The organism is Xylanibacter ruminicola, assembly GCF_900142525.1.
Lineage (GTDB): Bacteria > Bacteroidota > Bacteroidia > Bacteroidales > Bacteroidaceae > Prevotella > Prevotella ruminicola_A.
In genome coordinates, this window is sequence record NZ_FRBD01000010.1 from 1 (window position 1) to 14,251 (window position 14,251).

Below are 14,251 nucleotides of genomic sequence, written 5' to 3' on the forward strand. Positions count from 1 at the left end.
TGTCTGAGGATCAAAACTGCCATCACGGTCACGAGGTGTCTCTACAGTTACCTCACCATACTGCGTCTGAACAGTTTTAGGCATTTTGCCATTACGACGATTCCCTGACTCACGGGACCCTTCACTCAAGTGAGCATCCATCTCACCCTCAAGAGCTGCATTCAAAATACGCTCCAACATTGGTGCCAATGCACCATCTTTTCCAAACAACGGCTTGCCTGTACGCAACTGCTCGGCTGCCAGCTTGTAATCAATTTCTTCGTTTGCCATCATAAAATAAACGTGTTAAACTACATTTTGTTGTAGCCTGACACAGTTTACTTTACATTCTCTAAAGTCGGAGAATTAACTAATCTCCGACTTCATTATTCTGACTATATTAATTACTTAACTAATTCTACAGATCTATTCCATTCTTGTTCATTGGCCCCTTCTGGTAACTTTGGCTTTTCATTGGGTTTAGATGGTTCCAGAAGGACGAGGTAATGAACCATTTTAAATCCCTGGTCTTCGCAAACCACACTACATGGGAAAACACGCTTTCCCTGATTAGGATAATTTGTGTTTGGTATGGTCTTCTTGTTCATGCTAGAAGCGACGACTTTACCCCATTCAGGGAAGTTGTCCTGAACAAGTTTTGTAAGATACGCATCATTACCTTTTGGTACGGCAGCACCGAATGCATATCGTTTATTTTCTGCCATTCCCTTGTATATATTCAGCAATGCCACCTTCTTCATCTTGAGTATCTCCTCTTGTTTCTTGGCTTTCTGCTCATCGGTGTCGCCCATCGGATTCCAAGTTTTCTCTTCGCCAGTTAGCAGTTTATTTGCAATCTGAATAGCTTCTATCTTAGCTTCAATTAGCCTGTAGGCTTCAGAGTCGTATGTTTTGTCATAACTATGATATTTCTTATCGGCAAACTCGAAATCAGGTACACCATATGACAAACGCTCAAGAGCCTCTTTGTCTACCATATCAGGAACACCCCACTCGATGGATGTTCTCAGTCGATGAATCCAGTATTTCATGTCAGAGTCAATCGCCTTAAAACTTGATGAATAATCCCAGTCTGTCTTTACTCCTTCATTGAAAGAAACAAAGAAATTGGTTAGCTCAATTTTCTTTTTGGGGGTTACTGTACTTACGTTTTTTGGGGTGTTTGAACTTGTTTGTGTACTGCTAGTTGTGTTATCGGTTTTCTTCTCAACCTTGTCTTTAGCAGCTTTCTTCGCCTTATTTAGCAGTCCACCCAACTGGGCGTTTGCCGTAGTCTGCACACCGAATGCTATGACAAAAGCCATCAACAATCGCATCATAATGTTTTTCTTCATAGTCTATAAGTTTTTAGTTCTCTCCAGCTACCACAAGAGCTGTTTATATTAGAAGCGTGGAGCTGATATAACGCTTCGTTGTTTCACTACATCTAAGAAAAGAGACTAGCTCTATTCGTTCGCAAATATAGGTAATAATTATGAAACTTACAAGGTTTTATGGAAAAATGTTGTATCTTTGCGCCAAAAGTATGCAAATAGAATAATGAGAGATTTTGCGGCGATAGACTTTGAGACGGCTAATAACGAGCGGACAAGTGTTTGCTCTGTGGGTGTGGTGATTGTGCGCGATGGGGAGATAGTGGATAGTTTCTATTCGCTGATTCAACCAGAGCCAAATTACTATACTTATTGGAATACTAAGGTGCATGGATTAACTAGGCAGGATACTGAGGAGGCTCCTGTGTTTCCTGAGGTTTGGAAACAGATAGAGCCAATGATTGAAGGGTTGCCGCTTGTGGCGCATAACAAATCGTTTGATGAGAGTTGTCTCAAAGCTGTGTTCCGTTGCTACCAGATGGATTATCCGGATTATAAGTTCTATTGTACCTGTGTGGCATCGCGAAGGGCTTTTCCTCAATTGCCAAACCATCAGTTGCATACTGTATCAGAATACTGCGGTTATCACTTAGAAAACCACCATCATGCCTTATCTGATGCAGAAGCTTGCGCGGTAATAGCAATGGAAATATTATAAAATAAGCCGCAACCCTCGTAAGGATTGCGGCTCTTTTATTGAGATGATTTTTCGACTTATGCGAATGGATTCTCTGTTGGGTAGTAATCACCCTTAGGGAAGTTGTAGTCAATCTCCTCAACGGGGATACCCATGTACTTGAGAACCTCCCAGAGATACTTACCCTGATGGCCGAACATAACGGCGCAGTGGTGTGGGTAGTGCTTCTCGATGAGGACGTGACGATAGAAGCGGCTCATGTTCTTGATACCGAAGATACCGATAGAACCGAATGAACGTGTAGCTACAGGAATAACCTCGCCCTGAGCGATGTAAGCGCGGAGCTTGGTGTCGGCAGTAGACTGCAGACGATAAACTGTAGCCAGACCTGGCTGGATGTCACCCTCGAGGGTACCGTTGGTAACCTCAACAGGCAGAGCGCGAGCCATGATACGCTGGAAGCACATCTGGCAGTTGCAAACCTTGCTTGAAGCGGTGTTACCACAGTGGAAGCCCATGAAGATTTCCTTGTCTGTGTAGGTATCGCAGGCAAACTTCTTGCCCTTGATGCTCTCCTCGTACATATCGTTAGGAACGGTGTTGTTGATGTCGAGCAGTGTAACAGCATCCTCAGAGATACATGTTCCGATGTACTCAGAAAGTGCACCATAGATATCAACCTCGCAAGCTACGGGGATACCACGGCTGGTGAGACGGCTGTTAACGTAGCAAGGTACGAAACCAAACATGGTCTGGAATGCAGGCCAGCACTTGTTAGCCATAGCAACGAACTGACGTGAGCCCTTGTGAGCCTCGATCCAGTCTGTCAGAGTGAGCTCATACTGAGCCAGCTTAGGCAGAACGTGAGGAATCTTGTTACCAGTACCAAGCTCAGCAGCCATATCCTTAACTACATCGTCGATACGTGGGTCGCCCTGGTGCTTCTGGAAAGCCTCGAGCAGATCGAGCTCTGAGTTCTCCTCGATCTCAACGTCGAGATCATAGAGAGCACGGATAGGAGCGTTACATGCGAGGAAGTTATTTGGACGAGGACCGAAGCTGATGATCTTCAGGTTCTGCAGACCTACGATAGCACGTGCGATAGGCAGGAACTCGTGAATCATCTCAGCGCACTGAGCTGCATCACCTACTGGCTCCTCAGGAATATATGCACGAGTCTTGCGCAGAGACAGAGCCTGGCTAGCATTCAGCATTCCGCAGTAAGCATCACCACGACCATCAATCAGGTCGTTCTGTGTCTCCTCAGCTGCAGCGCAGAACATGGTTGGGCCCTGGAACCAATCAGCAATCATGGTCTCAGAGATCTCAGGACCGAAGTTACCCAGATATACGCACAGTGCGTTACATCCAGCCTTCTGTACATCAGCAAGAGCCTGCTGAGCGTGAATCTCACTCTCAACGATACAGATAGGACACTCGTAGATACCGTCCTTACCGAACTTCTTCTCATACGCGGCGATAACGGCCTTACGACGGTTTACTGCCAATGACTCAGGAAAACAGTCGCGAGATACAGCGACGATTCCAATCTTAATTTTAGGTACGTTGTTCATATTTAAAAAGAGTTTATAAAGTAATGAATTTCGTTTCAAGCCACAAAGATATAAATTTATCTGCAATAAACCTAAATTATTTAGGAAAAATAACACACCTTGTTACATTTCTCGTATATTTTTGTTACCTTTGCAGACGTTATGGAGCAATTAAAAGAGAAATACGAGCAATTTAAGGCGTGGCAGATAAAGCCTCATGAGGTTGGCCAGCTAACGGCTGATAAGCACGAATGTGCCACTTGTCACACAGAATATCATGGAAACTATTGCCCCCGATGCGGACAGAAGTCAACAGTAGGCCGCTACTCGTTCAAGACGGCATTCCTTACGTTCCTGGATGTATGGGGACTAGGTAATCGAGGTATGTTCCGTACTATTCGCGACTTGCTGTTCCGTCCTGGATATATGATCCGCGATTATCTGAGTGGCATGCAGATGGCGTATTTCCCTCCTTTCAAGATGTTCTTCCTGGTAATTACATTATATGTTTTAGTAAATTCTGGTTTCAACATCAGATTACAGAATAATATTAACAAGGAAGATGTGGTAAATGGGTTAAACGAGTCGTTTAAAATAGGTAATGATGAAAATACTGATACAAAAGCATTTACTGAATCAACTATCAATGACACAATAAGTTTTAACGGAAAACCCATTGCTATCAGTAAAGATAAAAATAGTAAAAAATTAAATATCAATCATAAAGAATTTGACTTACAAGTATATGAATACACTAAGATTCTTTTAAACTGGGTTAAAGACCATCAAACTGTATCAGAGTTACTATTAATAGCAGTATTATCACTACCAATGTATCGCTTCTTCAGGCATAATAAAATGATACCTGATTTGCGATATTCTGAGTTCTTTGTATCGATGGTTTACGTTACAAATTTGATGACAATTATTCAGATAATTGGAAAATTCTTCCTGCCTGAAAATGGTTCAGTTGATTTTTGGGCATATGTATATAGTATCATAGCATTAAAACAGCTATATGGTTACAGCTTTAAGCGAACACTATTTAAGGTTATCGGAGCATTTTTAGTGGTTAGTTCTGTAGCCATAGCTATTATTGCTATCATTGGTGTTTTGAGCTATTTATACATTGAATATATACTATAGTATATAATTTTTGGGCTTTTCATTTGGTGTTTTCCCTACCTTTTTGTATCTTTGCACCCGCATTTATAATGTACGGAAACAATAAAATAACAAAGATACAATGGATTACAATTTCAGAGACATCGAACAGAAATGGCAAAAGCGATGGGTTGAGAATGGAACCTACCGCGTTGTAGAGGACAAGAACAAGAAGAAATTCTATGTGCTCAACATGTTCCCTTATCCATCAGGAGCAGGTCTGCACGTAGGTCACCCACTTGGCTATATCGCCAGTGATATCTACGCCCGCTTCAAGCGTCAGCAGGGCTACAATGTGCTGAACCCAATGGGATACGATGCTTACGGACTTCCCGCTGAGCAGTATGCTATCCAGACAGGTCAGCACCCAGAAAAGACAACTGTTGAGAACATCAACCGTTATCGCAGTCAGCTGGATAAGATTGGATTCTGCTTCGACTGGGAGCGTGAGGTTCGTACCTGCGATCCTATCTACTACAAGTGGACACAGTGGGCATTCCAGCGTATGTTCAAGAGCTATTTCTCTACTTCATCGCACAAGGCTCAGCCAACTATCAAACTGATTGAGCACTTCGAGCTGATGGGTACTGAAGATTGTCATGCTCTTGGTACTGAGGAGTTGCACTTTACAGCTGCCGACTGGGCCAGCTTCTCTGAGAAGAAGAAGCAGGAGGTACTGATGAACTATCGTATTGCCTACCTGGCTGACACCATGGTTAACTGGTGTCCAAAGCTGGGTACCGTTTTGGCTAACGATGAGGTTGTGGATGGCGTATCAGTTCGTGGTGGCTATCCAGTAGTTCAGAAGAAGATGCGCCAGTGGTGTCTTCGTGTATCAGCCTACGCCCAGCGTCTGCTTGATGGTCTGGAGGATATCGACTGGACTGACTCGCTGAAGGAGACTCAGCGTAACTGGATTGGTCGTTCAGAGGGTACTGAGGTAGAGTTCAACGTAGCTGATTCAGACAAGCACTTCACTATCTTTACCACTCGTGCTGATACCATGTTTGGTGTTACCTTCATGGTGCTAGCTCCTGAGAGCGACCTGGTAGCAGAGCTTACTACACCTGACCAGAAGGAAGAAGTAGAGAAATATCTGGACTACGTAAAGAAGCGTACAGAGCGCGATCGCCAGATGGACCACAAGGTAACAGGTGTATTCTCTGGAAGCTACGCTATCAATCCATTTACTGACGAAAAAATCCCCATCTGGATTGCAGAATATGTATTGGCTGGTTATGGTACTGGTGCCATTATGGCTGTACCAGCTCACGATAGTCGTGACTATGCCTTCGCTAAGCACTTCAACCTGCCTATCATCCCACTGATTGAGGGTGCTGACGTATCAGAGGAGAGCTACGATGCCAAGGAGGGTATTGTTTGCAACTCTTCATCAGCTAAGTTCTCATTGAACGGACTTACCGTTAAGGAGGCTATTGCAGCTACCAAGAAATATGTAACTGAGCAGGGACTCGGACGCGTAAAGGTAAACTACCGTCTGCGCGATGCTATCTTCTCACGTCAGCGTTACTGGGGTGAGCCATTCCCTGTTTACTACAAGGACGACATGCCTTATATGATTCCAAAGGAGTGTCTGCCTCTGGAGCTTCCTGAGATTGACGAGTACAAGCCAACAGAAACAGGTGAACCACCATTGGGCCGTGCTAAGATGTGGGCTTGGGATACCAAGACAGACAAGGTTGTATCGAAGGATGAGATTGACAATAAAACCGTATTCCCACTCGAACTGAATACCATGCCTGGTTTCGCTGGATCTTCAGCATACTATCTGCGCTATATGGATCCAAAGAACGAGAAAGCGCTTGTTAATAAGGATGTTGATGAATACTGGCGTAACGTAGACCTTTATGTAGGAGGTACTGAGCACGCTACTGGTCACCTGATTTACAGCCGCTTCTGGAACAAGTTCCTCTTCGATTCAGGTTACAGCTGCGAGGACGAGCCATTCAAGAAGCTGGTTAACCAGGGTATGATTCAGGGTCGTTCAAACTTTGTATATCGTATCGAGGATGAGGGCGCTGACAAGGGTAAGTTCGTAAGCTTCGGACTGAAGGATCAGTACACAGTTACTCCTATCCACGTAGATGTAAACATCGTATCAGCTGATGTACTCGACATCGAGGCTTTCAAGGCTTGGCGCCCAGACTACCAGAATGCAGAGTTCATTCTGGAGAATGGTCAGTACAAGTGCGGTTGGGCTATCGAGAAGATGTCGAAGTCGATGTTCAACGTGGTTAACCCAGATATGATTGTTGAGAAGTATGGTGCCGACACACTGCGTCTCTACGAGATGTTCCTGGGTCCTGTTGAACAGAGTAAGCCTTGGGATACCAACGGTATCGACGGTTGCCACCGCTTCCTGAAGAAGTTCTGGAACCTCTTCCAGAATGGATTTGATGAGGGCGAGGCTACTGCAGAGAACCTGAAGAGCGTACATAAGCTCATCAAGAAGGTATCTGCTGATATCGAGGCATTCAGCTATAACACCTCTATCTCTGCCTTCATGATCTGCGTGAACGAACTCTCGCAGCAGAAGTGCAAGAACAAGGAGATGCTGAAGACACTCGTCATCCTGATTGCTCCATTTGCTCCACATATCGCTGAGGAACTTTGGGAGATGCTGGGCGAACAGAGTAGTGTATGCGACTCTAAGTGGCCAGCATGGAATGAAGAGTATCTCAAAGAGAGTTCAGTTAAACTGGGTATCGCCTTCAATGGTAAAACCCGCTTTGACATGGAGTTCCCTGCAGACGCTGACAATAAGACCATCGAGGAGGCTGTACTTGCTAACGAGAAGGCACAGAAATATCTCGAAGGTTTCCAGATAGCAAAGGTTATCATCGTCCCTAAGCGTATGGTGAACATTGTTCTGAAGAAGTAATGACTATCGATCACAAATTGATTTTGAATGAGGTCAAGGACTACCTATTTATAACCCTTGGCCTTCTTCTCTATACCATCTCCTTTACAGTATTTCTGATGCCATATCAGATTGTAGCAGGAGGTGTTACTGGTTTATCAGCTATCATCTACTATGCTACAGGTTTCCACATTGAGAATACCTATATCATCATCAATGGCATTCTATTGGTAGTAGCGCTGAAGATATTAGGCTTTAAGTTCCTGATGAAAACAATCTTCGCCATCTTCACGCTATACTTTATGCTGAAGTTTGCCCAAGATATTCTACCCAAACAGGATAATGGACTACCATTTAAACTGATGGGCGAAGGGCAGGACTTTATGTCGATGATTATAGGATGTGTGATAACTGGTATCGCCTTGGCAACAGTGTTTCTGAACAACGGTTCAACAGGAGGTACTGATATCATCGCAGCATCAGTAAACAAGTATCATAACATCTCGTTAGGTTCAGTACTTATTGCTGCTGATTTCTGTATCATTGGCTCGTGTATGTTCTTCCCACAGTTTGGTACTTACATCGAACGAGCACATAAGGTGATGTTTGGATTCTGTGTGATGGCGATGGAGAACTATGTACTGGATTATGTGATGAATGCTCGCAGACAATCGGTACAGTTCTTTATCTTCTCGCGTAAATGGCAAGAGATAGCCAATGCCATTGGAACCCAGATGGGACATGGAGTAACCATACTTGATGGACATGGATGGTATACTGGTAAGGAGATGAAAGTGCTCTGTATCCTAGCCAAGAAGAACGAGAGCGTAAACATGTTCCGACTTATCAAGATGATTGATCCAAACGCCTTTGTATCGCAGTCGAGCGTTATTGGTGTTTATGGCGAAGGTTTTGATGAGATGAAGGTGAAAGTCAAGAAAGTCGAAGAAAAGAAAAAAATGAAAATAGTATTTGCTACCAACAACCTGAATAAGCTTACTGAGGTAAGAAAGATTCTTGGTAACAGATTCCAGGTAATGTCGCTTTCAGAGATAGGTTGCAATGACGATATCCCAGAGAAAGGACAAACACTAAAAGACAATGCGCTGATAAAAGCACAGTGGATATACGATAAGTATCACGTAAACTGCTTTGCTGATGATACAGGTCTTGAGGTGGAAGCCCTTGGTGGTGCACCTGGAGTTTATAGTGCCAGATATGCTGGTGGACAGGGACATGACTCTGAAGCTAATATGAAAAAACTGCTTTCAGAACTTGAAAACAAAGACAATCGCAAAGCTCGATTCCGTACCGTTATCGCACTAATTATCGATGGTAAAGTAACCACCTTTGATGGTATCGTAAATGGTAGCATCATTCATGAGAAGCGAGGTGGTGAAGGATTCGGTTATGATCCTATCTTTATGCCAGATGGATATAATAAGACGTTTGCTGAGCTTGGCGTAGATATCAAGAATCGGATTAGTCATAGAGCTAAAGCAGTTGAAAAACTTGCTGATTATCTATTAAAAAAATAGTATGAAGAAGTTGCTTGCCATCGTATTGTCATTATGTTATTGCTACTTGGCAATGGCACAAGTCGGTACATGGCGCAACTTTCTAGCATATCATTACATACAGAGTATCTGCAAAGCTGGAGATGAATTATTCGTCTTAGCATCTAACGACCTTTATCAGTATAATCTGAATGACCAGAGTATCACTACCTACGATAAAGTAAACGGACTATCAGATACACATATTACATATATAGCTTGGAATCAGAAAGCCAAACGACTGATAGCTATATATCAGAACTCAAACATCGACCTTATTGATACAGATGGTAACATCATCAATATCTCAGCCCTTTATAATAAGGCGATGACGGAAGATAAAACCATCACAAGTATTTCTATTGATGGTGTTTATGCTTATCTTACTACAAGTTTCGCTATTATTAAGGTAAACATGCAGAAAGCTGAGATAGCAGAGACATATACTAATAACAACCCTGAATATCCTAGAAATCTTACACCTTATCAGGATGATTATGATGCATACATCTCAACAGTATCGACACTAAATCCAGGAGGACCTGCTTATAATCGTTTCTACGAGTCGAAATTCATAAATGGTACACTCTATACCACAGGAGGATATTTCTTGCCTGCAATGCCTGATAATGCTACTCCAGGAACCATCCAAGTATATGATGGTAACGATTGGATGATATACCAAGAACAAATAAGCGAGATTACAGGATATAGTTATATAGATATTTGTTGTGTAGATGCTGATCCAAATGACCCAGAACATGTATTTGCAGGAGGCAGATGCGGACTATATGAATTCCAGAATGGTAAACTTGTTACCTATTATAATAAGGATAACAGCATACTGATGGGTGCCAACGACAGAGGTAATCAGTTAGGTAATGATTACGTGCTGGTATTAGGACTAAAGTTCGATGCCAAAGGCAATCTTTGGGTACTGAATAGTCTGGGCGATGGTGTCAGTCTGTTAGAATATACAACTGATAAACAATGGATAAACCATCATAACACTAAACTTACTGATGACACTTCAATTACAGTACCAGGATTATCAAAGATGGTAATAGATAGTCGTGGACTACTATGGTTTGTAAATAACAACTGGCAGAATCCAGCTGTATTCTGTTATGATATGAATCATGACATACTGCTGAAATACGACCAGATAATTAATCAGGATGATGTAAAATACACAAGCTATGCCATCACAAGTATTACTGAAGATAAAGAAGGTAATATGTGGGTAGGAACTGATGTTGGACCATTTATGATTCAGAAGTCAGAAATAGGTCAAAATAAAGTTACATTCTATCAAATTAAAGTTCCACGTAACGATGGTACAAACTATGCTGATTATCTGCTGAATGGAGTAAGCATTAGTAGTATAGCAGTAGATGGTGGAAATCGTAAATGGTTTGGCACAAATGGTGCAGGCGTATTTCTTATTAGTGCAGATAATATAGTAGAAGAGGCAAACTTTACTACCGAAAACTCAAATCTTTTATATAATAACGTATCTTCTATCTCAATAAATAATATGACAGGAGAAGTATTCTTTCTCTCAGATAACGGATTATGTTCGTACCAAAGTAATGCTGTAGATCCTGTCCAGGAAATGACAAAAGATAACATCCATGTTTATCCAAACCCAGTTACCCCTGATTTTACAGGAATGGTAACTATTACAGGATTAAGCTATGATGCTGATGTTAAGATAACCACAGCCAATGGCGCTATAGTAGCCGAAGGACGTAGTAATGGAGGAATGTTTAATTGGGATTGCTGTAATAAGCAAGGTAAACGTGTAGCAAGTGGCGTTTATATGGTTATCACAGCTACATCGAATGGTAAGAAAGGCACAGTAGCAAAAATTGCTGTAATCAAATAAGTTATCTTAATCATACCCCCTCTAACTCCCCCTACTCAGGGGGGAGAACAATATTCCCCTCCTGAGTAGGAGGGGATAGGGGTGGTCTGATCAAGCAATTATTACGATAACTCCAGCATTCTATTAATTGGCTTAACTGCTTCTTTCGCTATCTCAGGATCAATTTCAATCTGAGGACTCATATTCTTCAAACAGTTATAAACCTTCTCGAGTGTATTCAACTTCATATAATTGCACTCGTTACAACTGCATTCAAGTCCACTCTCGCTTATTTCTGGTGGCACAGGGATAAATTCCTTATCAGGACAGGTTCTCTGCATCTCGTGCAGTATTCCAGCCTCTGTAGCCACAATAAACTGCTTCTTATCGCTCTGCTGTGCATAGTTAAGCATCGTAGCAGTACTTCCCTTAACTTCAGCAGCAGCCAATACTGGTGCCTTACACTCTAAGTGAGCCATCACTACAGCATCAGGATACTGAGCCTTAAGCTCCAGAATCTTTGAAACAGAGAAACGCTCATGAACATGACATCCACCATTCCAAAGCAACATCTGTCGGCCTGTTACCTCATTAATATAGTTTCCAAGATTATAGTCAGGACCAAAGATTAGTTTAGCATCCTTTGGTAACTGATCAACAACCTTCTTTGCATTTCCACTTGTAACTACTACATCAGTAAGTGCCTTAACAGCTGCTGTAGTGTTTACGTAACTGATAACCTGATAGCCTGGATGCTCATCCTTAAACTTCTTCAAGTCTTCAGCCTTACAACTATCAGCCAGCGAACATCCGGCTTCAGTATCAGGACAAAGAACAATCTTATCTGGTGATAACAACTTACAGGTCTCAGCCATAAAATGTACACCACACATTACCATAACTTTCGCATCAGTCTCTGCAGCCTTACGTGCTAAAGCTAATGAATCACCCACAAAATCGGCGATATCCTGAATATCACCTATCGTATAATAGTGAGCCAGGATTATTGCACCTTTCTCATCACACATTCTACGAATTTCAGATTTCAGCTCCTCAGTTGTCAACATCATATAATATTTTATTTTTCTTTTTTCTTTTATTTAAAAAATAGAATAAGTAGTATGATATGCCGTGTATATCTTGATAACTTTTTGATGATTTTCTTGCGTATTTACTTATCCAAGTCTAATTATGACTTTTGAACATATACTGCTAATTCTTTCTCATTGATAATGAACCACTAAGCATATTTATCCACAATTTCCAATTTTGGTGCAAAATTAATAAGTTTATATTATTTTTAGGCAAAAAGTTGTGGAAATCTGCATTTTTTTAGTGTAATAACTATGTTGATAACCACATTCATAACTATAGGCGGGATAATTGCAAAGTTATTAATAGCGTTTTCCACACACTTATCAACAGGTTTTTCCACAATTATTTGGTAGTTTGTTTTCTATGTATTAATTTTGCAGGCAGAATGAAGAAGTTACGTACTATTGAAATGGAGCGCCTCTCAGTTGAGGAGTTCAAAGAAGCAAAGAAAACACCACTGGTTGTGGTGATGGATGATGTGAGATCGATGCACAACGTGGGTAGCGTTTTCCGTACTGGCGATGCGTTTCGTATCGAGGCAGTATATCTTTGTGGTATAACCAGCACACCTCCAAGTGCTGAGATTCATAAAACAGCTCTTGGCGCAGAAGATAGTGTTAACTGGAAATATTTCGATACTGCCCTCGAAGCTGTTGAGTCTTTGAGGGCCGATGGCTATGAGGTTTATTCTGTTGAACAAGCTCATGGCTCTACAATGCTTCAGGACTTTACACCTATTCATAATAAGAAGTATGCTTTAGTGATGGGTAATGAAGTAAAAGGTGTTCATCAGGAAGTAATCGATGCTTCTGACGGATGTTTGGAAATTCCACAGTTTGGTACCAAACACTCTATGAACGTATCAGTTACAGCAGGTATCATCATCTGGCATTTTGCTAAAAATTTGATTCTCTGAAAAAAATCTCGCCTTTGATGTCACAAATAAACCTTTTGTGCGTATATAGGGTAAAAGCAATAAGCAAAAGGAATGACAACAGAGGAGTTTCAACAACAAGCAGAAGAGCTTAGAATCAAGTTGGTTAGTGTAGCTCATAAATATTTGGGTAATACTAACGAGGCTGAAGACATCGCACAAGATGCGATGATAAAACTCTGGCTGATGCGCGAACAACTGACATTACCTATTATTGGTATGGCCAGCATTGTGACACGCAACCTCTGTATCGATGCTTTGCGAAAGCATCACAAAACTATCGACATATCACAACTTCCTGACGAAGAAGACTTTAGTGACGATGGTGAGCAGATAGAACAGATGCTGAAAGTTATCGACTCGCTGCCATCCACACAGAGAGCTATTCTCCGTATGCGACATCTGCAAGGAATGGAGATGCGCGAGATAGCCTTAGTGTTAGGGTCAACAGAAGTCGCTGTAAGAAAGACGTTGAGCAGAGCACGAAAGATGGTAAAAAATCGATTGATAGCAATCATGGCAGTAGCTTGCGTTATCATAGGTATTTCGATGACTACAGTACATTTTGTCAAACTCAATACCAACGATGAATGTGTGGCTTATGTATACGGAAAGAAATATACAGACCAACAGACGGTTATGGCCGAGATGAGGCGATCGATGGGAGAGATAGTTGAAGATAATACTCAAGACGAGATAGAACAACAGTTGAACGATTTATTCAGAAATTAAAAGCGATATGAAAAAGATGCTTATAATTATCATTACGTGGCTTTTGACTATTGCCACAACCCAGGCCCAAAGTGGACTGAGCGTGTCGCCACTCTTCGAGGGAAAGATTATTCCTACCCAGAGAATGGTCGAAACGCGAGTAAAGGGTAAGATGCTTACAAAGTATCAGCTTACCTTATTCCGTAGTGTGCGATTCAAGGCTAACAATAAGCAGGAGATAAATCGTGTTCATGATATGATTGAGCAGGATAAGAAGAAAAATCCTGGTATTACATATACTGAAAACTATTCAAGTGAGAAAAGTCGTTCTAAGGAAACGCTGATGCTTCAACTTCCCAAGCAGGGCAATCAGAATCGTTTTCTGTGCTACAAGCGCAACAACGAAGATGTAACGGTAATCTATATGGAAGGTACACTCAATTCACTGGATACATTACGAGAATTAATTAAATAAAAGGT

At 41.8% G+C, this 14,251-nt stretch carries 12 protein-coding genes; 8 read left to right on the plus strand and 4 right to left on the minus strand.

The features are described 5' to 3' along the window. Both BUB86_RS07410 and BUB86_RS07415 read right to left on the minus strand, forming a co-directional pair. Positions 1-270 (minus strand): transposase (locus BUB86_RS07410; RefSeq protein ID WP_175549443.1); only part of this gene is annotated, 270 nt, incomplete at its 3' end. A 113-nt stretch (positions 271-383) separates the two neighbouring features. After that, positions 384-1,334 carry a hypothetical protein gene (locus BUB86_RS07415; protein ID WP_139261509.1) on the minus strand — a complete coding sequence of 317 codons (951 nt, stop codon included), beginning with the start codon at positions 1,332-1,334 and terminating at the stop codon, positions 384-386. 205 nt (positions 1,335-1,539) lie between these two features. On the opposite strand from BUB86_RS07415, the gene BUB86_RS07420 reads away from it, so the two are divergent. Further along, positions 1,540-2,031, plus strand: coding sequence for a 3'-5' exonuclease (locus BUB86_RS07420; RefSeq protein WP_073207740.1), 492 nt, complete (start codon positions 1,540-1,542; stop codon positions 2,029-2,031). Positions 2,032-2,087: 56 nt separating this feature from the next. On the opposite strand, the gene BUB86_RS07425 is transcribed toward BUB86_RS07420, so the two are convergent. After that, positions 2,088-3,584 carry an L-fucose/L-arabinose isomerase family protein gene (locus BUB86_RS07425; RefSeq protein ID WP_073207743.1) on the minus strand — a complete coding sequence of 499 codons (1,497 nt, stop codon included), beginning with the start codon at positions 3,582-3,584 and terminating at the stop codon, positions 2,088-2,090. Positions 3,585-3,725: 141 nt separating this feature from the next. Between BUB86_RS07425 and BUB86_RS07430 the strand changes: the two genes are divergently transcribed. The 4 genes from BUB86_RS07430 (at position 3,726) to BUB86_RS07445 (ending at position 11,052) form a co-directional block, all read left to right on the plus strand. After that, a complete protein-coding gene (locus BUB86_RS07430; RefSeq protein WP_073207745.1) occupies positions 3,726-4,709 on the plus strand; it encodes a DUF3667 domain-containing protein in 984 nt (327 codons plus the stop codon). Between the two features lie 100 nt (positions 4,710-4,809). Further along, positions 4,810-7,629 (plus strand): leucine--tRNA ligase, encoded by a 2,820-nt coding sequence (gene leuS / locus BUB86_RS07435; protein ID WP_073207747.1) that lies wholly within the window; start codon positions 4,810-4,812, stop codon positions 7,627-7,629. After that, on the plus strand, positions 7,629-9,146 hold the full coding sequence (locus tag BUB86_RS18280; RefSeq protein WP_073207750.1) for a non-canonical purine NTP diphosphatase: 1,518 nt from the start codon (positions 7,629-7,631) through the stop codon (positions 9,144-9,146). The genes leuS and BUB86_RS18280 overlap by 1 nt, the downstream gene beginning before the upstream one ends. 1 nt (position 9,147) lies before the next feature. Then, positions 9,148-11,052, plus strand: coding sequence for a two-component regulator propeller domain-containing protein (locus BUB86_RS07445; RefSeq protein ID WP_073207753.1), 1,905 nt, complete (start codon positions 9,148-9,150; stop codon positions 11,050-11,052). 101 nt (positions 11,053-11,153) lie between these two features. On the opposite strand, the gene nadA is transcribed toward BUB86_RS07445, so the two are convergent. Further along, on the minus strand, positions 11,154-12,101 hold the full coding sequence (gene nadA, locus BUB86_RS07450) for a quinolinate synthase NadA (RefSeq protein WP_073207755.1): 948 nt from the start codon (positions 12,099-12,101) through the stop codon (positions 11,154-11,156). 410 nt (positions 12,102-12,511) lie between these two features. Between nadA and BUB86_RS07455 the strand changes: the two genes are divergently transcribed. The 3 genes from BUB86_RS07455 to BUB86_RS07465 all read left to right on the plus strand — a co-directional run bounded on the left by BUB86_RS07455 (position 12,512) and on the right by BUB86_RS07465 (position 14,246). Continuing rightward, a complete protein-coding gene (locus BUB86_RS07455; RefSeq protein WP_073207758.1) occupies positions 12,512-13,042 on the plus strand; it encodes an RNA methyltransferase in 531 nt (176 codons plus the stop codon). A gap of 72 nt (positions 13,043-13,114) precedes the next feature. Beyond that, entirely contained in the window at positions 13,115-13,792 is a 678-nt protein-coding gene (locus BUB86_RS07460; RefSeq protein WP_073207761.1) for an RNA polymerase sigma factor, read from the plus strand. A 7-nt stretch (positions 13,793-13,799) separates the two neighbouring features. Next, positions 13,800-14,246 (plus strand): DUF6108 family protein, encoded by a 447-nt coding sequence (locus tag BUB86_RS07465; RefSeq protein ID WP_073207764.1) that lies wholly within the window; start codon positions 13,800-13,802, stop codon positions 14,244-14,246. Positions 14,247-14,251 lie beyond the last annotated feature (5 nt).

Coding starts and splice junctions, on each gene's coding strand:
- BUB86_RS07445 (WP_073207753.1), top strand. CDS start 9,148: ATGAAGAAGTTGCTTGCCATCGTATTGTCATTATGTTATTGCTACTTG.
- nadA (WP_073207755.1), bottom strand. CDS start 12,101: ATGATGTTGACAACTGAGGAGCTGAAATCTGAAATTCGTAGAATGTGT.
- leuS (WP_073207747.1), top strand. CDS start 4,810: ATGGATTACAATTTCAGAGACATCGAACAGAAATGGCAAAAGCGATGG.
- BUB86_RS18280 (WP_073207750.1), top strand. CDS start 7,629: ATGACTATCGATCACAAATTGATTTTGAATGAGGTCAAGGACTACCTA.
- BUB86_RS07430 (WP_073207745.1), top strand. CDS start 3,726: ATGGAGCAATTAAAAGAGAAATACGAGCAATTTAAGGCGTGGCAGATA.
- BUB86_RS07415 (WP_139261509.1), bottom strand. CDS start 1,334: ATGAAGAAAAACATTATGATGCGATTGTTGATGGCTTTTGTCATAGCA.
- BUB86_RS07455 (WP_073207758.1), top strand. CDS start 12,512: ATGAAGAAGTTACGTACTATTGAAATGGAGCGCCTCTCAGTTGAGGAG.
- BUB86_RS07425 (WP_073207743.1), bottom strand. CDS start 3,584: ATGAACAACGTACCTAAAATTAAGATTGGAATCGTCGCTGTATCTCGC.
- BUB86_RS07460 (WP_073207761.1), top strand. CDS start 13,115: ATGACAACAGAGGAGTTTCAACAACAAGCAGAAGAGCTTAGAATCAAG.
- BUB86_RS07420 (WP_073207740.1), top strand. CDS start 1,540: ATGAGAGATTTTGCGGCGATAGACTTTGAGACGGCTAATAACGAGCGG.
- BUB86_RS07465 (WP_073207764.1), top strand. CDS start 13,800: ATGAAAAAGATGCTTATAATTATCATTACGTGGCTTTTGACTATTGCC.